Genomic DNA, 21153 nt, shown 5'->3' on the forward strand with positions numbered 1-21153 from the left:
CGCACCGCGCGTGCGCCAGTCCCCGCGACAGCGGCCGAGACCGCGACTTCCCCCCCCAGGTGCCGCCCGCCGCGCCGCACCCGGCCCCGGCCGCGCCGGGAAGCCGCCCCCACGCCCGTCGCCGCGACGCCATCCGCCCCGCCGCTGGTGCCGGCGGGCGCCCCCAACCCCCCCTCCGCCGCAGACCCGTCCGTCGCGACGTCACGGAACCGCCGTACGCCTGGCGGGTCTGCTGTTCCTCGGGGTGTGGGCCCACCACCAGGACCACGGGCTCTGGCCGATCCTGGCGCGGCAGTGGGACGCGAAGTGGTACCTCGGCATCGCGGATCACGGCTACGCCCGGGAGGTCGGCACCGAGGGAAGCAATCTGGCGTTCTTCCCGCTCTACCCGGTCCTGGTCAAGGCGGTCGCGGCCGTCACCCCCGGCACCCGTGCCACCACCGGTCTGTGCCTCGCCGTCGCCGCGTCCTTCGTCGCGGCCTGGGGCGTGTTCGCGGTGGCCGACCGTCTGTACGGCCGCCGGGTCGGGGTCCTGGCCACCGTCCTGTGGGCCGCGTTCCCGGTCGGCCTGGTGCAGTGGATGGGCTACACGGAGTCCCTGTTCACGGCGTGCGCGGCCTGGTCGCTGTACGCGGTGCTCACCCGGCGCTGGCTGTGGGCGGGCACGCTGGCCGTGCTCGCGGGTCTGACCCGCCCGACCGGTATCGCGGTGGCGGCCGCGGTCACCGTGGCGGCCCTGCTGTCCCTGCGCCGCGGCTTCTCCGGGCGCGCGCTCACGGCCGCGCTCCTCGCCCCGCTCGGCTGGTGCGGGTACCTCGCCTGGGTGGGCCTGCGGGTGGGGCGCTGGGACGGCTACTTCGCCGAACAGCGGGTGTGGAGCAACGAGATGGACGGCGGCCGGCGGACCCTGCGGGAGTTCCGCCAGCTGCTGGTGCGGGACCCGACGCCGCATCTGTTCCTGCTGCTGGTGACGCTGGTGCTGGTCGTCTCGGTGGCGCTGTTCGCGCTGTCGGCGCGCGACCGCCAGCCGCTGCCCCTGCTGGTCTTCACGGGCGTGACGCTGCTCATCGTCCTGACCAGCGGCGGTGTGTACTTCCCACGCGCCCGCTACCTCCTGCCGGCCTTCCCGCTCCTGCTGCCGCTGGCCCTGCGGCTCTCCGTCGCCACCCGCCGCCACCGCGCCCTCGTCCTGACGGCCGCGGTGGCGGGTTCGGTGTACTGGGGCGCGCACATGGCCCTGGTGTGGCCGGGTGCGCCGTGACGTCCCGCTACGGCGGCGAAAGCTAGGGCAGCAGCACCAGCGCCGCCGCGAAGACCACCGCCAGGGCGAGGGCGAGCGGCCACAGCGGGCGGCCCCGCTCCCGTCCGGTCGCCGTGGCGGTCGGCCGCAGCGCGGGGTCCTGCCACATCGCGGTGATCTCGGCGGCGGTGCGCTCGTAGGGGTGGATCCAGCCGCGGCGCAGCTCCAGCTTCGGCCAGCGGATGCCGTACATCGTCCAGGTGGGGAAGCCGGACCGGCGGCTGTCGATCTTCAGCTCGGTGCCCTTGCAGCGGACGACGCGGATGTCGTCCCAGGCGATGTGGTGGATGCGCAGGAGCCCGTTGAACCAGAGTCCCTCGCTGTCGGCGGTGACGGTCCAGGCGAGCCGGCCGGGGAGCATCAGGGCGCCGCCCAGCGCCACGCTGCCGACCAGGACGTAGCGCCAGAACCAGCCGGACTCGTCCAGGGCGATCGGGACGAACCACAGGACCACCACCAGGGCGATGAGCCGGTCCAGCCGGCCCGCGCGCCACCGGCGCACGGCCCCCGGGACGAGCTCGGCCGCCGCCTCGGCGGCCAGCCGGCCCAGTTCCTGGTACGCCGCCTTACGCGTCCCCGCCCGCTTCTCCCCCACGACCCGGCTCTGTCCGAACCGGTCCGACAGCGGCCGTACGGGGCCCTGGGACCGCTCGAACAGCGGCGGCTCGCCGGGCTCCTCGTCGGCGCTGACGAGGAGGATCTCGGCGCCGTCGTAGGGCGTGCCGTACAGGACGGCCTCGCGCAGCGGGCCGGGCTCCTCGTCGTCGATCCGGTCGAGGACCTCCCGCATCTCCGCCTCGGCCGCCTCCTCGTCGAAGTCCTCGTCGTCCGCTTCCTCGAAGAAGGGCTCGCCCTCGTCCTCCAGCTCGGACACCGAGACGGTGAACAGGGGGCGCAGCGCGCCCAGGTCGTCGGCCGCGTAGACCTCGGCGTCCACCTCCGCGTTCTCCCGTACGAGCACGCGGAGGACGGGGGCGGGGGCGCCGCGCAGGACGGCGGCGCGGCGGCGGCCGAGGAGTCCGGAGAGGACGGCGGTGAGGCCGAGGCCGATCACGTAGAGGCCGGACGCCGGAAGCACATGGCCCTCTCCGAGCCCGAACGTCACGGCCCACGCGGCACCGGCCACCGTGACGGCCAGCCCGAACCAGGCGAGGAGCTTGCCGCGCCGGAACGTCTTGCCCTCGTCCGGCAGCACGGCCGTCACCCCGCCTGCCGCCGCCAGGGCGGCCGCCCGCTGCCGCCCGCGCGCGACCAGCCGCAGCATGGCGACCGCCCAGACCAGCAGCAGGACCGCGAGCGCGGGCACCGCCACGGCCCACGGCAGCGGCTGCTGGACGGGGACCAGGAAGAGCAGCACCGGCACCGAGACCCGTACGATCTCGGGCCGTACCGCCAGCCAGATCGCGTGCAGCGCGACGACGGCCGCGGCCCACGGGCTCACATCGGTGTACAGCGCCAGGGCACCGGAGCCGAAGAAACCGGCCAGGGACACCGCGACCAGCACGCTCATGTCGAGGCGCACCGGCACCCACCGCGGCGGCAGGGCCTGGGTCCACCGCCGTGTCTGTTCCCCGTCCCAGGGGAGGCAGCCGTCGGGTATCGCGGAGGCGGGCAGCGGCAGCGGCCGCTGAGGGTTCGTGCTCATTTTCTTCCAGACACTCGGACCACAGGTGTGGTTGCAGTCCTCGGGTCCTGGTTCGGGGCGGCAGGCCGAGGTGGAGGCCGCATCATCGCCCCGCAAGCTGTGAAGGGACCGGTGCCTCAGCCGATGGCGATCAGGATCACCAGCAGTACCGCCCCGGCCACCACCGGCGCGAAGATCTCGTAGGCCCAGCGCACGGTCACCTCGCCCTGCGCACTCTCCGCCGTCCTGCGCGCCTCCATGAACTCGCGCAGGTCGTCCATGATCTTGTCGGTCTCGGCCCGGGCCGGTCCGGCGTCCGGGGCCGGGGCGGCGCCGCCGCCCCCGAAACCGAGCCGCAGTCCGGCACCGCCACCGCGCTCGGCGCGCGCGTCCTTGCGCGCCGCCCTCTTGCGGGCGCGCAGCGACACCGGGACGGCCCACAGCTGGAACCGGTCGCCGGACTCGGCGACCACCTCGTTGGAGTAACCGGACCGCAGCGAAGCGGCCTGCCCCCAGGGCAGCACGATCACCCGGAACGGGTTGCGGATGCGCAGGCGGTCGTCGTTGGCGTAGACGGCGGGGCGGACGGTGAAGGCGACGATCAGCGGGACCGTGAGGATCATCGAGGCGAGCGCCAGCCAGGGGGTGCGGTCCTCGCCCTGGACCAGGGCGTCGATGCCGAGCCAGAGGACGATGGCGAGCAGCAGGGCGCCTCCGGCGATGCCTGCGGGTGAGCGGTAGATGCGGTCCTTGGTCGTCATGCGGCGATTGTGCCTCAGTGGTTCGCCTTCTCGCCGTGAGGGACCAGGTGTGTGGGCGAGTGCGGGTGGTCGGTGGCTGGTCGCGCCCACGCGGCGGAGCCGCATATCGGACACAGCCCCGCGCCCCTTCGGGTGGGGCCGGGCACCCTTCGTTCGCAGGAACCGTTCTTTCGGGGTGTACAGCCGCTACGCGCGTAGATATGCTCGGCTGGTGACCATGCCCACCACTGCATCTCCCGCACACCCGCTCACGGATGTCACCGCGTCCGACAGCACGCTGCGTCGCTTCCTCCACGGGCTGCCCGGCGTGGACGCGGTCGGCCTGGAGGCGCGCGCCGCCTCGCTCGGCACCCGTTCCATCAAGACGACCGCCAAGGCGTACGCCATCGACCTCGCCATCTCGATGGTCGACCTGACGACGCTGGAAGGCGCGGACACCCCGGGCAAGGTCCGGGCGCTCGGCGCCAAGGCGGTCCACCCCGACCCGACCGACCGTACGACCCCCGCGACCGCGGCCGTCTGTGTCTACCCCGACATGGTGGCCGCCGCGAAGGAGGCCGTCGCCGGCTCCTCCGTGAAGGTCGCCTCGGTCGCGACCGCCTTCCCGGCGGGCCGTGCCGCCCTGCCGGTGAAGCTCGCCGACGTGCGCGACGCCGTCGCCGCGGGCGCGGACGAGATCGACATGGTCATCGACCGAGGGGCGTTCCTCGCGGGCCACTACATGAAGGTCCACGACGAGATCACCGCCGTGAAGGAGGCCTGCGGGACCAGTGCCCGCCTCAAGGTCATCTTCGAGACCGGCGAGCTCTCGACGTACGACAACATCCGGCGCGCGAGCTGGCTCGGCATGCTGGCCGGGGCCGACTTCATCAAGACGTCGACCGGCAAGGTCGCGGTGAACGCCACCCCGTCCAACACCCTGCTGATGCTGGAAGCCGTACGGGACTTCCGTACCGCCACCGGCATCCAGGTCGGTGTGAAGCCGGCCGGTGGCATCCGCACCACCAAGGACGCCGTCAAGTTCCTGGTCGTGGTCAACGAGACCGTCGGCGAGGACTGGCTGGACAACCACTGGTTCCGCTTCGGCGCCTCCTCGCTCCTGAACGACCTGCTGATGCAGCGTCAGAAGCTGGCCACCGGCCGTTACTCCGGCCCCGACTACGTGACGGTGGACTGAGACCCCATGGACATGGAAATGCAGACTTCGGCATTCGAGTACGCACCGGCACCCGAGTCCCGCTCGGTCGTCGACATCGCCCCCTCCTACGGCCTGTTCATCGACGGCGAGTTCGTGGAGGCGGCGGACGGCAAGGTCTTCAAGACCGTCTCCCCGTCCACCGAAGAGGTCCTCTCCGAGATCGCCCAGGCGGGCGAGGCGGACGTCGACCGTGCGGTGAAGGCCGCCCGCAAGGCCTTCGAGAAGTGGTCGGCGCTGCCCGGCTCCGAGCGCGCCAAGTACCTGTTCCGGATCGCCCGGATCATCCAGGAGCGCAGCCGCGAACTGGCCGTCCTGGAGACCCTGGACAACGGCAAGCCCATCAAGGAGACCCGCGACGCCGACCTCCCCCTGGTCGCCGCGCACTTCTTCTACTACGCGGGCTGGGCCGACAAGCTGGACCACGCCGGTTTCGGCGCGAACCCCAGGCCCCTCGGTGTGGCCGGTCAGGTCATTCCCTGGAACTTCCCGCTGCTGATGCTGGCGTGGAAGATCGCCCCGGCGCTGGCGACCGGCAACACGGTCGTGCTGAAGCCGGCGGAGACCACTCCCCTGTCGGCCCTGTTCTTCGCGGACATCTGCCGCCAGGCGGGCCTGCCCAAGGGTGTCGTCAACATCCTTCCGGGCTACGGCGACACGGGCGCGGCCCTCGTCGAGCACCCCGATGTGAACAAGGTGGCCTTCACCGGCTCCACGGCGGTCGGCAAGGCGATCGCCCGGCAGGTGGCGGGCACCGACAAGAAGGTCACGCTCGAACTGGGCGGCAAGGGCGCCAACATCGTCTTCGACGACGCACCGATCGACCAGGCCGTCGAGGGCATCGTCACCGGCATCTTCTTCAACCAGGGCCAGGTCTGCTGCGCGGGCTCCCGGCTGCTGGTCCAGGAGTCGATCCAGGACGAGCTGCTGGACTCGCTCAAGCGCAGGCTCTCCACCCTGCGTCTCGGCGACCCGCTGGACAAGAACACCGACATCGGCGCGATCAACTCCGAGGAGCAGCTCTCCCGGATCACCTCGCTCGTCGAGGCGGGCGAGGCGGAGGGCGCCGAGCGCTGGTCCCCGGCCTGTGAACTCCCGTCCGCCGGCTACTGGTTCGCCCCGACGCTGTTCACCAACGTCACGCAGGCGCACACCATCGCCCGCGACGAGATCTTCGGCCCGGTCCTGTCGGTCCTGAGCTTCCGTACGCCGGACGAGGCCGTCGCCAAGGCCAACAACAGCCAGTACGGCCTGTCCGCGGGCATCTGGACGGAGAAGGGTTCGCGGATCCTCGCCGTCGCGGGCAAGCTGCGCGCGGGCGTGATCTGGTCCAACACGTTCAACAAGTTCGACCCGACCTCGCCGTTCGGCGGCTACAAGGAGTCGGGCTTCGGCCGCGAGGGCGGTCGGCACGGCCTGGAGGCATACCTCGATGTCTGACCGTTTGAGTGTCTTCAAGACCTACAAGCTGTACGTCGGCGGGAAGTTCCCGCGTTCCGAGAGCGGCCGGGTGTACGAGGTGACGGACTCGAAGGGCAACTGGCTGGCCAACGCGCCGCAGTCGAGCCGTAAGGACGCCCGTGACGCGGTCGTCGCCGCCCGCAAGGCGTTCGGCGGCTGGGCGGGGGCCACCGCCTACAACCGGGGTCAGATCCTCTACCGGGTCGCGGAGATGCTGGAGGGCCGCAAGGCGCAGTTCGTGCGCGAGGTGGCCGATGCCGAGGGGCTGTCGAAGTCCAAGGCGGCCGAGCAGGTCGACGCGACGATCGACCGCTGGGTCTGGTACGCGGGCTGGACGGACAAGATCGCCCAGGTGGTCGGTGGCGGCAACCCGGTGGCGGGCCCGTTCTTCAACCTCTCCACCCCGGAGCCGACCGGCGTGGTCGCGGTCCTGGCCCCGCAGGAGTCGTCCTTCCTGGGCCTGGTCTCGGTCGTCGCCCCGGTGATCGCGACCGGCAACACGGCGGTCGTGATCGCGTCCGAGAAGTCCCCGCTGCCCGCCCTGTCCCTGGGCGAGGTGCTGGCCACCTCCGACCTGCCCGGCGGTGTCGTCAACGTCCTGTCCGGCCGTACGGCGGAGATCGCGACGCCGCTGGCCGCGCACCAGGACGTCAACGCGATCGATCTGGCGGGCGCCGATGACGTACTGGCCAAGGAGCTGGAGATCGCGGCGGCCGACAATCTGAAGCGCGTTCTCCGTCCACAGCCTGTGGATTATTCGGCGACTCCGGGCATCGACCGTATGACGGCGTTCCTGGAGACGAAGACGGTCTGGCACCCGACGGGTTCGCTGGGCGCGTCCGGCTCGTCCTACTGACGGCCACCGCGGACCGGAGAGCCGCGTCTTCCCACCGTCCTGGGAAGACGCGGCTCTCTGCGCACCGCCAGCCGTCGTACCGTCAGCCGTTGCTGAGGAGCCCCGCCGCCTGGCCGACCACCGGGATGCTGCCGATGGACTGGGCCTGCGCCACCGGGCCGGTCAGTGCCTGGGTGGCCAGGGGCTGGAAGTCGGCGAGCTGGGTGCCGAGGCCGTTGTCGAGGGGGTCGACGCCGGTGCCGGCGAGGGGGTTGGGCTTGAGGCCGCTGACCGGGCCGGTGACATAGCCGACCGTGCTGGTGAGGCCCTGGAGTCCGGCCTGCGGGTCGATCTTGCCCAGCGAGGTGGGGTGGGTGCGCACGACGTCGACGACCGGGTCGGTGTCCGCGGCGGCCGTCGCCGCGCCTGCGCCCAGGGCCACGCCCGCGGTCGCGAGGGCGGCCAGCGCACGCTGGGCGGTGGGGGTGGAGGAGGACGCGTGTCGGGCCATTGCTGCTGCCACCTTCGACTTGCACTGGGTAATCGGGTCGACACGAAGGGTAGTTGAGGTTCGGCGCGCACTCCACCGCCGACCCGCAGACTTCAAAGGCGTCCCCATAGGCGCGAAAAGTAGCAGTCATTTAATGTCGGAATCCGATATGCGGCATTCGAACTATCGACTGAATAAGGCCGCTTGACGTACCCTCAAGATCACTTCAAAGCGGGGGCGACACCCCTGCCGCGGTGCGTGAGTCAGATGACCAGCCTTTCGATCAAGGATGGAATTTGAGACCCGGGGGGCCATGTCCATGCACATAGCCGATGTTCAGCAGCACACACGCGCCACCGAAACCTATTCAGGTCTTGATGATTTCGAACTGGTGCACCCGATACACGCAGACGCCGTCTGCGGAGTTCTTCGCAGCGCGTTCGCCGAAGCCCCGCACACCCGGGGCTTCACGCAGTTGACCGGACGCTTCGCCGTCGAGACGATGCATCATCCGCTCTCCGATTTCTCGCGTCTGGTCCGCACCGAGATCCTCACCCGCGGGCACGGTCTGCGGCTGCTGGCGGACCGCGGTGTCATGACCGACCCGCGCTCCCGCACCCTGCCGGGCGACGTGAGGGCACGTCAGGTGCACCTGCGCGTCACCGACGCCCCGTTGCCCGACCTGGCCCTGCTGGGGGCCGAACTGGGCCTGGTGCGCACCGTGTCACCGGACGGCCGGCTCCAGATCCTGCTCGCCCGCCGGGAGGCCACCGCGGCACTGCTCCAGTTCCAGCAGGTGCTGTGGGGTCACGCCGAGGGCCTGACCTCGGCACGCGACGTCCGTGAGCTGCACCTGGACGAGATCCAGCGGCAGGTGCTTCAGATGCTCGGCTCCGGCATGAAGGACGACACGGCGGCCCGGCAGATGAACGTGTCCGTGCGCACCTACCGCCGCCATGTGGCCGCCATCCTCAAGTCCCTTGACGTCAGCACCCGGTTCGAGGCGGGGATCAGGGCCGCCGAGTACGGCCTGGTGTCCGCGACCTGACAGCCGCACCCGGGTCCGCACCAGGGCCCGGGGGTGGCAGGTTGCTGCCGACTTTGCCGCCCGGAACCTGTTGCTGCCGCGGCGCGCGGACTTCTAGGTTGATCAGGAAACCAGCACCCCCACCAGGTAATTGATCCCCGTTCTTCCGTGCCCACGCACGGCATCACGGGCAGAAACGGATGACGGAATGTCCATTGCTTCGGTCACCCTTGCCGAGGTCGAGGCCGCCGTACTCGCCGTGACGGCAGAGGCCCTGAACGTCCCCGAAGTGCACCTCGAAGACAATCTTCTGGAACTGGGCGTCGACTCCCTTGTCGCCACCCGGATAGTGGCGGCGCTGCGCACCCGCTTCGGCGCGGACATCCCGTTGCTCAATATCTTCGAGTACCCGGAATTGCGCGAATTCGCCATATCGGTCCTGGACGCGATCCAGGACGCACCCCAGGAATGATTCATGGGCATACCGGGCGAGTTCCCCTACGACGCCGGACTGCACCCGGGCGGATACACGACCCGGCTGTGGACCATGCGCCAGCTCGCGGGCCTCTACAGCGCCGAGAGCACCAACAGCCGTTTCCGCTATCTGCTGGAGATGGGTGAGACGGGTCTCTCGCTCGCCTTCGACCTGCCGACCCAGCTCGGCCTCGACCCCGACGCCCCCGCCGCCGACGGCGAGGTGGGGCGCACCGGTGTCTCCGTCGCCACGGTGGACGACCTGAAGACGGTGTTCAAGGAGATCCCGCTCGACCGGGTCTCGGTCTCGTTCACCATCAACGCCACCGCCCCGATGCTGCTCGCGATGTGGATCGTGGCCGCCGAGGAGTCGGACGTGGACCCCGCCGCCCTGCGCGGCACCCTCCAGAACGAGATGCTCAAGGAGTTCCTCGCCCGCAAGGCGTACGTGTACGACCTGGACACCAGCGTGCGCTACGCCCTCGACGTCGTCGAGTACTGCATGGAGCACCTGCCCGGCGTCAACCCCATCTCGGTCTCCGGCGGACACGCCCGGGAGGCCGGGGCGGACGCCGCGCTGGAGGTCGCCTGCGCGCTGGCGAGCGTGGACGCCTATCTCGCCGGGATGGTCGAGCGCGGGCACTCCGCGGAGCGGGTCGCGTCCCGGTTCAGCTTCATCTTCGGCACCGACATGGAGGTGCTGAAGGAGGCCGCCAAGCTGCGGGTCGCCCGCCGCCGGTACGCGGAGCGGATGCGTGACCGCTGGGGCGTGACCGCACCCCGGGCGATGCGGCTGCGCGCCCAGGTCAACACCTTCGGCTCCGCCCTCGCCTACCAGGAACCCCTCAACAACATCGTCCGGGCCACCCTCCAGGCGGTCGCGGCCGTCCTCGGCGGCACCCAGTCGCTGCATGTGTGCAGCTTCGACGAGGCCGTGCAGACGCCCGGCCCGCTCGGCGCCCGGATCGCCCTGCGCACCCAGCAGATCCTCGCCGAGGAGACCGACCTGGCCCGCTACGCCGACCCGCTCGGCGGCTCCCATGTGATCGAGGGCCTCGTCGACGAACTGGGCAAGGAGGTCGACGACTGGCTGGAGCGGATCGAGGCGCGCGGCGGTGTGGCGGCCTGTATCCGCAGCGGCTGGCTGGAGGGCCAGATCGAGGAGCTCGCCTACCGCGACCCCGGACCCACCGTGGGGGTGCGGGAGACCTCGCCCTCGGAGTCCGAGCGCCGGCTCCTCCAGGCCGAGCTCCACACCACGCCCGGCGGCCGGCGTGACATCGAACGCCCGGACTGCGAACCGGAGTTGAACCGGCTGCGGGACGACGCCCGGGCCGGCCGCAACGTCCTGCCGGCCCTCATCGAGGCGGTCCGGCGGCGGGCCACCATCGGGCAGCTCTGTACCGCCATGCGACCGGCCGACGACCCCTCGGCAGCGGCACCGTCCCTTACCTGACGCTCCCCCACCCCAGCGGAGTTGCCCTGATGTCTCACCTGATCGACGCGGTCCGGCACGGCGCGGACCCGGACGAACTGCTGTCCTGCCCCGTGCCGGAGTCCTATCGCGCGGTCTTCCTGCGCCGCGAGGACGAGGACCTGTTCAAGGGGATCGACAGCCGTGACAAGGACGTACGGCGCACCCTGCATGTCGGCGAGGTGCCGATGCCGGAGCTGGCGCCGGACGAGGTGCTGGTCGCGGTGATGGCCTCCGCCGTCAACTACAACACCGTCTGGTCCGCGCTGTACGAGCCGATGTCGACCTTCGGTTTCCTGGGCCGGTTCGCCCGCGAGGGCCACTGGGAGGCGCGGCACGACCGGGACTACCAGGTCGTCGGATCCGACGCGGCCGGTGTGGTGGTCCGGGTGGGCAGCGCCGTACGGCACTGGTCCCCCGGTGACCGGGTGGTGGTGAACCCGCCGTACATCGACGAGCAGGATCCGGTGGCCCAGCGGGACGGGATGCTGACCACGGGCATGCTCGCCTGGGGGTTCGAGACCAACTTCGGCGCGTTCGGTGACTTCGCCGTGGCCCGTGCCTCGCAGCTCGTGCCGATGCCGCCGCATCTGTCGTGGGAGGAGGCCGCGTGCAACACGCTGTGTCTCGGCACCTCCTACCGCATGCTGATCGGCGACCACGGGGCCCGGATCAGGGCCGGGGACATCGTGCTGGTGTGGGGTGCGGCGGGCGGGCTCGGCAGCTACGCCGTGCAGCTGGTGCGGCAGGCCGGCGGGATCGCCGTCGGGGTGGTCGGCTCACGGGACAAGGCCGACCTGGTGGACCGCCTCGGCTGCCATCTCGTCGTCGACCGCAACGACGTGGGGCTCGGCGACGACGAGGACGACGCCTCCGCGTGGCGGGCGCTGGGCTCGGTCATCCGCAAGGAGCTCGGCGAGGACCCGCACGTCGCCTTCGAGCACGTCGGCAGGTCCACCTTCGAGACCTCGGTGAACGTGGTGCGGCGCGGCGGTGTGGTGGTGACCTGCGGCTCCAGCAGCGGATACCGGCACGTCTACGACAACCGCTATCTGTGGATGAAGCTCAAGCGGGTCATCGGCAGCCACGGGGCCAACATCGACGAGGCGTGGGAGGCGAACCGACTGCTGCGCCTCGGCATGGTCGTGCCCGCGCTGTCCCGGGTCTTCCCCCTGCCGCAGGCCGCGGAGGCCACCCGCTCCGTCCAGCTCAACGCCCATGAGGGCAAGGTGGGCCTGCTGAACCTGGCCACCGAGGAGGGCCAGGGCGTCCAGGACCCGGGCCTGCGGGAACGGGTCGGCGAGGACCGGCTGCGCCTGTTCCGCGACCATGCCGGGCAGGTGGCACGGCCGTGATCCTCCCGTACGACGCCGGCGCGGAGCGTCCACGGCGGGCCGGTGGGGCGGACCTGGGCATCCCCTATGACAGCGTCCCGGACGCCTTCCGCCGCCGGGCCGCCCGGACGCCCGCGGCGGTCGCCGTCGCCGGTGCGGGCGAGGAGCTGACCTACGGCGAGCTGGACCGCCGCTCCGACGCGTGGGCGGACGTGCTCGTCGCCCGCGGGATGCTGCCGGGTGACCGGGTGCTGGTGTGCCTGGAGCGGTCGGTGTCGCTGGTCGTCGGCCTGCTCGCGATCCTCAAGGCCTCGGCCGCGTATCTTCCGGTGGACCTCGGCGAAGCCCCGGCCCGGCTGTCCGGGATCATCGCGGACGCGGACGTACGGCTGGCCCTGTGCGACGAGGCGGGGGCCGGGGTACTGGCCACGCACGACGTCCCGGTCCTCCTGACCGGACGGCTCGACGGAACACCGACGGATACCACGCCCGCTGCCACGCCCGACCCCACCGCACCGACACCTCCCGGCGGGCCCCTGCCGCCCGGGGAAAGCCCCGCCCCCGCACCGCGACCCCGGCCCGAGGACGTCGCCTGCGTCATGTACACCTCGGGCTCCACCGGCCGCCCCAAGGGCGTGCTGGTGCCGCACCGGGCTGTGCTGAACCTCGTGCACGAGCCCAACTACGTCACCCTGGACGCCCGTGACCGGCTTCTCCAGCTCGCGCCGGTCGCGTTCGACGCGGCGACCTTCGAGATCTGGGGCGCCCTGCTGAACGGCGCCCGGCTGGAGGTGGCGCCGCCCGGGCCCCTCGGTGCCGCCGGGCTGGGCGGGCTGCTGCGGGAGCGGGGGATCACGGTCCTGTGGCTGACCGCGGCGCTGTTCCACCGTCAGATCGACCACGACGCCGGTTCGCTGGGCCCGCTGCGCGTACTGCTGGCGGGCGGTGACGTGCTGTCCGTGGAGCACGTCCGGCGGCTCCGCGCGGCCGCCCCGGACCTGCGGGTCGTCAATGGGTACGGCCCGACCGAGGCCACCACCTTCTCGCTGTGCCACCGGATCGCGCCGGACGAGGAGTTCCCCCGCTCGGTCCCGATCGGCGTCCCCGTCCAGGGCACCGAGGCCCAGCTGCGGGACGACTCCGGGGCGGTCGTGTCCGAAGGCGCCGAGGGTGAACTGTGGGTCGCGGGGGCGGGCGTGGGCCTCGGCTACTGGCGCCGCCCCGACCTGACCGCCGAGCGGTTCGTCACCGACACCGACGGCCGCACCTGGTACCGCACCGGCGACCTGGCCCGCCGGCGGGCCGACGGCGTCCACGAGTTCCTCGGCCGGATCGACGGCCAGGTCAAGCTGCTCGGCCACCGCGTGGAACCCGGCGAGATCGAGAACCTGCTCGCCGAGCACCCGCCCATCGGCCAGGCCGCGGTGGGCGTACGCACCAACCTCGTGGGCGATCCGAAACTGGTCGCCTGGGTCACCCTCACCGGCCCGCTGGACCGCCGCGCCCTGCGCGCCCGACTCCGGCGCGAGCTGCCCGAGTACATGGTGCCGACACTCTTCGCGGCCGTCGACGCGCTGCCCGTGACCGCCAACGGCAAGGTCGACCGGAACGCCCTGCCGACCCCCGACTGGCGACGTAAGGAGCACTATGTCTGAACTGCCTGAGGTGCCGGCGGTGGCCGAGGTGCGCGACCGGCTCGCGGACACCGTCACCGCGGTCTGGACCGAGGTGCTCGGCATCGACGGGATCGGGCCCGACGACGACTTCTTCGACCTGGGCGGCGACTCCCTGGTGGCCACGCGGCTCGCCGCCCTGCTTCAACAGCGGCTCGGCTTCGCGATCGACGTACTGACGGTGTTCGACCACCCCACGATCGGGGAGTTCGTCACGGAACTGGAGAAGACACATGGCGACCGGCTCTGACCCCGCCGAGAGCGGAGCGCCGACGGCCGCCGCGAACAAGCGGAACGTACGGCTGTGGCTGGCCGGGACATCCGTCTCGCTGTTCGGCGATGCCGCGCTGTGGATCGCGCTCGGCATCTGGATGAAGGACCTGACGGATTCCAACGGCGCGGCCGGACTGGCCTTCGCCGCCTATGTGCTGCCCCGGCTCGGCGCCCCGTTCCTAGGTCTGGTCGTGGACCGCTACCGGCGCCGGCCGCTGATCGCGCTGATCAACTTCGCGCTGGCCGGCTGGGTGTGCCTGGCCTTCCTGGTCCACGACAAGGACCAGGCGTGGCTGCTGTATCTGGTGCTGTTCGGCATCGGCCTGGGCGTCGGCATGCACAACGCGGCGGGCAGCGCGCTGCTCACCCGGCTGGTGCCGGCCGAGGAACTGGGGCCCACCAACGCGCTGATGCGCACGCTCCAGGAGGGCGGCATGCTCGTCGCGCCCGCGGTCGGCGCGGCGCTGTACACGTGGGTCGGGCCGCGTGCCGTGGCCGGCCTGGAAGTGGTGACGTTCCTGGCGTGCGCCCTGTGCGTGCTGGCGGTGAAGGTCGACGAGCCCGAGCCGAAGCGGCCGGACGGCAAGCTCGTCCAGGAACTCCTCGCCGGGGTGCGGCACTTGGCACGCACCCCGCAACTGCGTGCGGTCTCCCTGGCCATGGGGCTCGGCCTGCTGGGCTTCGGCTTCATCGAGACGCTGATCTACGCCGTCGCCGACGAGGGTCTGCATCGCAGCGCGTCGTTCGTCGGGGTGCTCACCGTCGTCAAGGGCGTCGGCTCGGTGCTGGGCGGCCTCGCCGGGGTGCGGGTGCTCAAGCGGATGGGGCCGGGCCGGGAGGCGATGCTGACCGTGTTCGGGCTCGGCACGATGGGCCTGGGCTGTGCCCTGCTGATCCTGCCCGGTGTGGTGGCGGCGCTGGCGGGTGTGTTCGTGATCGGTCTGGGCATCCCCGGCGCGGTCGTCGGCCTGTACACCTCCGTGCAGCGCAACTCCCCCGACCAGCTGCAGGGCCGGGTCGCCTCGGCGGCGAGCATGCTCGCGACCGCGCCCCAGGTGCTGGCCGTGTTCACCAGCGCCGCGCTGGTGGCGAGCGTCGACTTCCGGGTGCTGCTGGGCGTGATGACCGTGCTGGTCCTGGGCGGCTCCGGCTACCTCGCCCTGCGGCTGCGCGCCCTGCGCGCCGCGCCGCGACCCGCCCCGGCGCAGCCGCAGTCGGCACCCGCCGCCGCGGAGTGACGTACCGCCGCCGCGCCCGCACCTTCCGAAGGAGATCCCCATGACCGGCGCCCCCGTGGTGCTGCCTCTGACACCCCAGCAGCGAGGCGTGTACTTCCTGCACTGTCTGGCCCCGGACAGCGCGGTGTACAACGTGCCGATCGTGCTGCGGGTGCGCGGCGGTCTGGACCGTGCGCGGCTCCAGCGGGCGGTGGACGTCCTGGTGACCCGGCATCAGGCGCTGCGGCTGACGGTGCGGGAGAGCGACGGGCAGGTGCTCCAGCTGATCCACCCCGCGGACGCGGCACCCCGGGTCGAGGTGAACTGGACCTCGCTGCCGGGCGCGGACCTGACCCGGGCGGCCGCGGAGGTCGTCCGGTACGCGGGCCGGCCCTTCGACGTGGTGCGCGGTCCCCTGACGCGGGTGGACGTGGTGGAGCTCGCCGCCGAGGAGCACGCGGTGTCGCTGTGCTTCCACCACCTGGTCATCGACGAGATCGCGGCGACCGCGCTGGCCGGCGAACTGCACCGGCTCTACGAGGATCCCGCCGCGCTGCCCGAGGCCGGTCCCGAGCACCAGTACGCCGAGTTCTGCGCCGGACTGCTGGCCGAGCCCGATCCGAAGGGCCTCGACTTCTGGCGGGAGCGGCTGGCCGGGATGCCGGTGCTGCCGCTGCCCGAGGAGCATGTCCCCGAGGAGCACGGCCTGTTCACCGGCGACCGGGTCGGCTTCACCGTGCCCGAGGCGGTCGCGGCGCGCCTTGCCGAGGTGAGCCGCGCCCACCGGGTCTCGGAGTTCATGGTGTTCCACGCCGCGCTGCTGGTGCTGCTGCACCGGTGGACCGGCGCCGAGGACATCGCCGTGGGCACGCCGATGAGCGGCCGGGTCGACGAGCGGTTCGCGCAGACCGTGGGCTTCTTCCAGAACACGGTCGTGCTGCGGGGCGCGGTCGATCCCGGGCAGAGCTTCGCGGCGCTGCTCAAGGCGTCCCGGCGGACCGTCCTTGAGGGTCTGCAACGCCAGCACGTGCCCTTCGAGACGGTCGTGGACGCGGTGCGGCCGTCCCGGGAGTCCACCCGCAACCCGCTGTTCCAGGTCGCGCTGGTCTTCAACCGGCGCAAGGTCGAGCAGGACTGGAGCCTGCCGGGTCTGACGGTGGAGCCGCTGCCGTTCCCGTGGCCGACCTCGCACTTCGATCTGGCGCTGACCCTGCTGCACGAGTACGGGGTCCTCAAGGGCGACTTCGCCTACAGCGCGCAGCGGTTCTCCCGGGCCACGGCCGAGCGGCTGACCGCGGTGTTCCTGCGGCTGCTGGACGGCCTGCTGGCGGATCCGGAGGCGGCGGTCGGGGACGTCGAGCTGATGGACACCCAGGAGCGGTCGCACATAAGGGAGTTGCGTTCCGCGACCGGCCGATCCGTGCTGGACGGTCGAGGCCGGATGCTGCCGCTCGGGTTCCACGGCGCCGTGCACACCGAGGAGGCCGGGCGGCTCGTGCCGACCGGGGAACGCGGCCGGTTCGCCCCGGACGGACGGTTCGAGCTGTGGCGCGACCCCGTCGAGGCGGTCCTGGAGGCGTATCCGGGTGTGCTGGCCGCCGCCGTGGTGCGGCCGCCCGGCGCCCAGGAGGGGAGCGTCGCCTGGGCGGTACCGCGACCGGGCGCCGAGCCGCCCACGCCCCGGGAGCTGTCGGCCCATCTCCAGGCCCGGGTGCCGGCACATCTGCTGCCGCAGCGGATCGTCGTACGGGACGAGATCCCCACCGGTCCGGACGGCCGCCCCGCCCCTGCCGCGCCGGCCGCCGACCCCGAACCGGCCGAGGCGGCACCGGAGGAGAGCGCCGACGAGGCACCGCGCGATGCCGTCGAGCGGCGCCTCGTCGAGCTCTTCGAGGAACTCCTCGGCGTACCCGGCCTCGGCCGCTACGACAACTTCTTCGACTACGGCGGCCAGTCGCTGCTCGCGGTCCGGCTGGTCGCACGGGTCGCCGAGGAACTGGGCCGACCGCTCGGCGTGGGCGTCTTCATGAACAACCCGACCGTCGCCGCCCTGGCCCGGGCCCTCGCCGAGGACAGCGCCGCCGACCCCGCCGGGCTGGTGCGCCTGCGCACTCCCGAGGGCGACCCCGCGGACATCACGGTGGCCCTGATCCATCCGGTCGGCGGCACCCTCATGTGCTACGCACCCCTCGTCGACCTCCTGCCCGGGCACATCGAAGTGGTCGGCATGGAGCGTGTCGCGGGTGCCCACCCCGACGACGCGACCTACGCCGACCTCGTCGACCGGTACGCCACCACCCTGGCCGACGCCCTGCCCGGCCGCCGTATCGCCCTGCTCGGCTGGTCGCTCGGCGGTGTCCTGGCCCACTCGGTCGCGGGGCGGCTCACCGAACTCGGCCACGACGTCGCCCTGGTGGCCCTGCTGGACTCCCTGGCCCAGCGCACCGCCGAGGACGCCGAGCGGATGTCCGCCACCTCCGCCACGCTGCGCGCCTTCGCCGGTTCGGTGCTCCGGGACGGCACCGGTGTGCTGGGGCCCGCCACCGAACAGCGGCTGCTCATGCGGCGCTTCGGCGTCGACCCGGACCTCCTGCGCGACACGCCCACGGAGCTGGTGGCCCGCATGCTGGAGGACTGGGCGCGGCTGTTCGCCCTGGTGGCCGAGGGCAGCCCGGCGAAGACCACCGCACCCCTCCAGCTCTTCCTGTGCGCGGACAACCCGGCCGGCTATCCGGAGGCGCTGGCCGAGAGCTGGGAGGGGCTCGGCGGGGCGCTGGAGCTGTGCCGGGTGCCCGGGACACATATCGAGGTGCTCACGTCCCCCGCGGTGGAGCGGGTCGCGGCGGCGTTCACCGGGCGAACAGGACGGTCATGACGGAGCCCCGCGTCGCCGCCGACTGGTACGAGAGCGCCGGGGTGCGCGGCGGCCCGCGCCGGATGCTCCAGGAGGACCGCGAGGCCGGACTGAAGGTGTTCCCCGAACACCTGGTCCCGCATCTGCGCCACGAGGGCCTCGCCGGCCTCGGCGCGGACACCCGACAGGCGCTGCTGACCCAGCACTTCTACCAGTACATGCTGTTCACCTCGCACCTGGAGACCAAGGTCGTCAACCGGGGGGCGGCGATGGTGGCGCACGGCGAGACCGACGTCGACCTCGGTCCCGGCGCCCGGCTGGACGCGTTCAAGATCTACAGCGACGAGGCCTATCACGCCCTGTTCAGCCTGGACGTGGTGCAACAGGTGGAGAAGACCACGGCGGTTCCGGTGCTGCCGTACGACTTCGCCCCGCGCATGGCGCGGCTGGACCGCACCGGCCACGCGTTCCTGCCGGACCACGGCTCGTTGGCCCACATCCTCCAGGTCGTCGCCTTCGAGACCGTGGTGACCCGGATGCTGGCGCGGATCCCCCGGGACGAGACGGTGTTCCGGGTGGTGCGCGAGGTCGTGGGCGACCACGTCCGCGACGAGGTGCACCACCACGCCTACTTCACCCGCTACTTCAAGGAACTGTGGGCGAGCCTGTCCCCGGCGACACGCGTCAAGGTGGCGTGCGCCATGCCGCACTTCGTCGACGACTGCCTGCGCCCGGACCTCGACCCGGTGCGGTCGGCCCTGCACACGGCCGGTGTGGGCGCCGGCCTGGCCGAGGAGGTGCTGCGCGACTGCTACCGCGAGGAGGTCCTGGCGGCCGGCGTACGCGACGCGGGCCGGCACACGCTGGGGCTGTGCGAGTCGGTGGGCGCGTTCGACATACCCGAGGCCCGCGAGCAGCTGCATCTGCTGGGGCTGACGGACTGACGGGGGTCCCGGGCGGCGGCGCGGGCCGCCCGGGGCTCACTTCTTCCCGTACGTCGTGGCCGGTACGTCACTTCTCCAGCGCCGCCGCGAGCGCGCCGCCGTCGACCTGACCGGACGCCAGCCGGGGCAGCCCGCCGAGGACGTGCACGGTGGGCGGCGGCCAGCCCGTGGGCCAGGCGCGGCGCACCGCACGGCGCCACACACGCGGGTCGGCGTCCGTGCCCGCCGTCGGCACCACGGCGGCCCGGACCCGGAGCGCCCCGCCGTCGCCGGTCACGACCGCGGCCTCCTCGACCCCGGGCAGCGCGGCGAGCACCGCCTCGGCCTCGGCGGGGTCCAGGGTGCGCCCGACCCACTGCCGCACCCGGTCCGCGGTGCCCAGCAGCCGGACCCGGCCGTCCGCGTCGATCCAGGCCCGGAACGCACCGGGACGCGGGGCGTCGCCGACGCCGAGCAGCCCCGCGATCCCCCGGGGCAGGGTGCGCCCCTCGGGGTCGGTCACCCGCAGCGGGCGGCCGGGCGCCGGGTCGGTGAGCCGGAGGCCGTACGGGTCCTGCGCCCGCCAGTCGCACCCGCCGAGCCGTCCGAGGGCGGGGTCGACGACGTCCAGCAGGACACGGCCGCCCGCGCGTCGGTACGCGGCGACGGCGGACGTCGGCAGGAACTGCTCGACGGGGCAGTGGGCGACGGGCGCGAGTGCCGGGCCCGTGGCGGCCGCGGCGGCGAGCCCGGGGAACGACCCGCGCGCGACGGGCGGTGCCTCACCGGCCGCCACGGGCCCCTCGGCGGGGCGCACATACGGCTCGGCGAAGGTGTGCAGCGGGGCGTCGGGCCGGTCGGTGAGGGCGCCCAGCAGACGGGTGAGGTCGGCCGTGAGCCGCCGCGCGCCGGCCTGGTCGAGGGCGGCCGGGGTGAAGTCGAGCCGTCCGTAGGCGGCGTCGCCCTCGCGGCGCAGTTGCAGGATGAGGTCGAAGGACCGCGTCGAGTTGGGCGCGAAGAAGTCCCAGTCGAACTCCAGCCCCGCCACCTCGCCCAGGTCGCGCGCGACCGACGGATAGGACACGCCGATCCGGTCGAAGGCGCCCTGGCTGACGTCCACGCCGTGGCGTCGGCGCAGTTCGCGCAGGACCCAGCTGAAGGGGACCCGGCGATGGCGGTGGACGAGGCCGAGCGCCTCCCCCGCGGCCGCGAGGAGCTCCCGGAAGGTGGTCTGCGGTGTCACCTCCATCAGACACGGCACGACATTGACCTGGAGGCCGATGTGGTCCCGGGTCCCGGGCACGCTGGTGTCGACCGGGATGCCCAGGACGAAACGGCGGTTGCCGTACCCGTGCAGGACCGCGGCGGCGCAGGCCACCAGGCCGGTGAAGAAGCTGACGCCCGTCCGCCGGGTGAGCTCGCGCAGCCGGGCGCAGTGCTCGGCGGGCAGGTCGAAACGGGGCGTCGGCCGCACGGCGGCGTCCTCGTCGGTGCCGGCGGAGCGGGGCAGGACCAGGCCGGGCAGATCGAGCAGGCCGGCGGTCAGCCAGTACTGGACGACGTCGTCCAGTTCCTCGTCGATCGCGGGGTGTTCGGGCAGGGCGTGGTTCTCGCGCGAGGGCCGGGGGCCGGTGGCGAGGGCGCGCAGGAAGTGGCGGGCGAAGACGAACTTGGAGCGCCCGTCGAAGGCGATGTGGTGCACGCCGACGACCAGGGTGTGCCGGTCTTTTCCGTGCGCCAGCAGGGAGAAGGTGATCGGCGAACGGGTGGTCAGATCCCAGGGCCCGACCCGGTGCGCCCGGTACCAGTCGCGGGCCGCGGAGAGCTCCTGCCCCGGTACGGCGGCGAGCTCCAGCTCCTCGAACTGGAGCACGTCCGGCGCCGGCCGGATCACCATCCGCGCCTCGGCCCCCTCGACGACGAGCCCCCTGAGCTGCGGATGGTCCTCACACACGTCCAGACACGCCGCCCGCACCCGCTCGCCGCTCACCCCACCCCTGATGAGCACCGACAGAAACCCACCGTTGATGGACCCCGGATGCAACTGCTGCTCCAGCCACATCGCCTCCTGACCAGGAGACAACCGCACGAACACCGCCCCACCACCTGTCCCTTATACACATCCCCGAGCCCCCGAGCCCCCTGAGCCTGTCGGATGCCGCCTTTTGCCTGCCAAAAAAAACCGCCACACACCCGCACCAACCACCACAACCGACGTCCCAGCCCATGCCACTCAGG

17 protein-coding genes are annotated in these 21153 nt (G+C 72.4%); 13 read left to right on the plus strand and 4 right to left on the minus strand.

What is annotated here, in order from left to right; all coding sequences use genetic code 11:
* Window positions 1-220: 220 nt before the first annotated feature.
* Window positions 221-1261, plus strand: coding sequence for a glycosyltransferase family 39 protein (locus HLK59_RS36380; protein ID WP_206328015.1), 1041 nt, complete (start codon window positions 221-223; stop codon window positions 1259-1261).
* Window positions 1262-1283: 22 nt separating this feature from the next.
* On the opposite strand, the gene HLK59_RS36385 is transcribed toward HLK59_RS36380, so the two are convergent.
* Both HLK59_RS36385 and HLK59_RS36390 read right to left on the minus strand, forming a co-directional pair.
* Window positions 1284-2945: a hypothetical protein gene (locus HLK59_RS36385; RefSeq protein ID WP_171145892.1), complete on the minus strand. Its 1662-nt coding sequence runs from the start codon at window positions 2943-2945 to the stop codon at window positions 1284-1286.
* Between the two features lie 116 nt (window positions 2946-3061).
* Complete coding sequence (locus HLK59_RS36390; RefSeq protein WP_171145893.1) at window positions 3062-3685, minus strand: PH domain-containing protein; 624 nt, start codon at window positions 3683-3685, stop codon at window positions 3062-3064.
* A 217-nt stretch (window positions 3686-3902) separates the two neighbouring features.
* Between HLK59_RS36390 and deoC the strand changes: the two genes are divergently transcribed.
* Genes deoC through HLK59_RS36405 form a run of 3 tightly spaced genes read left to right on the plus strand, consistent with a single transcriptional unit; the run spans window position 3903 to window position 7197 of the window.
* Complete coding sequence (deoC, locus tag HLK59_RS36395) at window positions 3903-4862, plus strand: deoxyribose-phosphate aldolase (protein ID WP_171145894.1); 960 nt, start codon at window positions 3903-3905, stop codon at window positions 4860-4862.
* Between the two features lie 12 nt (window positions 4863-4874).
* Window positions 4875-6320 (plus strand): aldehyde dehydrogenase family protein, encoded by a 1446-nt coding sequence (locus tag HLK59_RS36400; RefSeq protein WP_171145895.1) that lies wholly within the window; start codon window positions 4875-4877, stop codon window positions 6318-6320.
* On the plus strand, window positions 6313-7197 hold the full coding sequence (locus HLK59_RS36405) for an aldehyde dehydrogenase family protein (protein WP_171145896.1): 885 nt from the start codon (window positions 6313-6315) through the stop codon (window positions 7195-7197). Before HLK59_RS36400 ends, HLK59_RS36405 begins: the two co-directional genes overlap by 8 nt.
* Before the next feature lie 82 nt (window positions 7198-7279).
* On the opposite strand, the gene HLK59_RS36410 is transcribed toward HLK59_RS36405, so the two are convergent.
* Window positions 7280-7687, minus strand: coding sequence for a hypothetical protein (locus tag HLK59_RS36410; RefSeq protein ID WP_171145897.1), 408 nt, complete (start codon window positions 7685-7687; stop codon window positions 7280-7282).
* Window positions 7688-8057: 370 nt separating this feature from the next.
* Here HLK59_RS36410 and HLK59_RS52125 point away from each other — a divergent pair, with 370 nt between their 5' ends.
* The 9 genes from HLK59_RS52125 to HLK59_RS36455 all read left to right on the plus strand — a co-directional run bounded on the left by HLK59_RS52125 (window position 8058) and on the right by HLK59_RS36455 (window position 18936).
* Window positions 8058-8714, plus strand: coding sequence for a LuxR C-terminal-related transcriptional regulator (locus HLK59_RS52125; RefSeq protein ID WP_346779891.1), 657 nt, complete (start codon window positions 8058-8060; stop codon window positions 8712-8714).
* 187 nt (window positions 8715-8901) lie between these two features.
* Window positions 8902-9165 (plus strand): phosphopantetheine-binding protein, encoded by a 264-nt coding sequence (locus tag HLK59_RS36420; RefSeq protein WP_171145898.1) that lies wholly within the window; start codon window positions 8902-8904, stop codon window positions 9163-9165.
* A 3-nt stretch (window positions 9166-9168) separates the two neighbouring features.
* The gene (locus tag HLK59_RS36425; protein ID WP_171145899.1) at window positions 9169-10623 is read left to right on the plus strand and encodes a methylmalonyl-CoA mutase family protein; all 1455 of its coding nucleotides are present in this window, start codon (window positions 9169-9171) and stop codon (window positions 10621-10623) included.
* Window positions 10624-10652: 29 nt separating this feature from the next.
* The gene (ccrA, locus tag HLK59_RS36430; protein WP_171145900.1) at window positions 10653-11996 is read left to right on the plus strand and encodes a crotonyl-CoA carboxylase/reductase; all 1344 of its coding nucleotides are present in this window, start codon (window positions 10653-10655) and stop codon (window positions 11994-11996) included.
* Window positions 11993-13630 carry an amino acid adenylation domain-containing protein gene (locus tag HLK59_RS36435; protein ID WP_171145901.1) on the plus strand — a complete coding sequence of 546 codons (1638 nt, stop codon included), beginning with the start codon at window positions 11993-11995 and terminating at the stop codon, window positions 13628-13630. The genes ccrA and HLK59_RS36435 overlap by 4 nt, the downstream gene beginning before the upstream one ends.
* On the plus strand, window positions 13623-13898 hold the full coding sequence (locus HLK59_RS36440; protein WP_171145902.1) for a phosphopantetheine-binding protein: 276 nt from the start codon (window positions 13623-13625) through the stop codon (window positions 13896-13898). Before HLK59_RS36435 ends, HLK59_RS36440 begins: the two co-directional genes overlap by 8 nt.
* A complete protein-coding gene (locus tag HLK59_RS36445) occupies window positions 13882-15159 on the plus strand; it encodes an MFS transporter (RefSeq protein WP_171145903.1) in 1278 nt (425 codons plus the stop codon). The genes HLK59_RS36440 and HLK59_RS36445 overlap by 17 nt, the downstream gene beginning before the upstream one ends.
* A gap of 40 nt (window positions 15160-15199) precedes the next feature.
* Window positions 15200-18013: a condensation domain-containing protein gene (locus HLK59_RS36450; protein WP_171145904.1), complete on the plus strand. Its 2814-nt coding sequence runs from the start codon at window positions 15200-15202 to the stop codon at window positions 18011-18013.
* Window positions 18010-18936 carry a diiron oxygenase gene (locus tag HLK59_RS36455; RefSeq protein WP_171145905.1) on the plus strand — a complete coding sequence of 309 codons (927 nt, stop codon included), beginning with the start codon at window positions 18010-18012 and terminating at the stop codon, window positions 18934-18936. The genes HLK59_RS36450 and HLK59_RS36455 overlap by 4 nt, the downstream gene beginning before the upstream one ends.
* A gap of 67 nt (window positions 18937-19003) precedes the next feature.
* Here the strand turns inward: HLK59_RS36455 and HLK59_RS36460 are convergent, their stop codons facing one another.
* Window positions 19004-21004 carry a condensation domain-containing protein gene (locus tag HLK59_RS36460; RefSeq protein WP_171145906.1) on the minus strand — a complete coding sequence of 667 codons (2001 nt, stop codon included), beginning with the start codon at window positions 21002-21004 and terminating at the stop codon, window positions 19004-19006.
* Window positions 21005-21153: the final 149 nt, after the last annotated feature.

The sequence above is a fragment of the Streptomyces sp. S3(2020) genome, from assembly GCF_013044505.1.
Classification (GTDB): domain Bacteria; phylum Actinomycetota; class Actinomycetes; order Streptomycetales; family Streptomycetaceae; genus Streptomyces.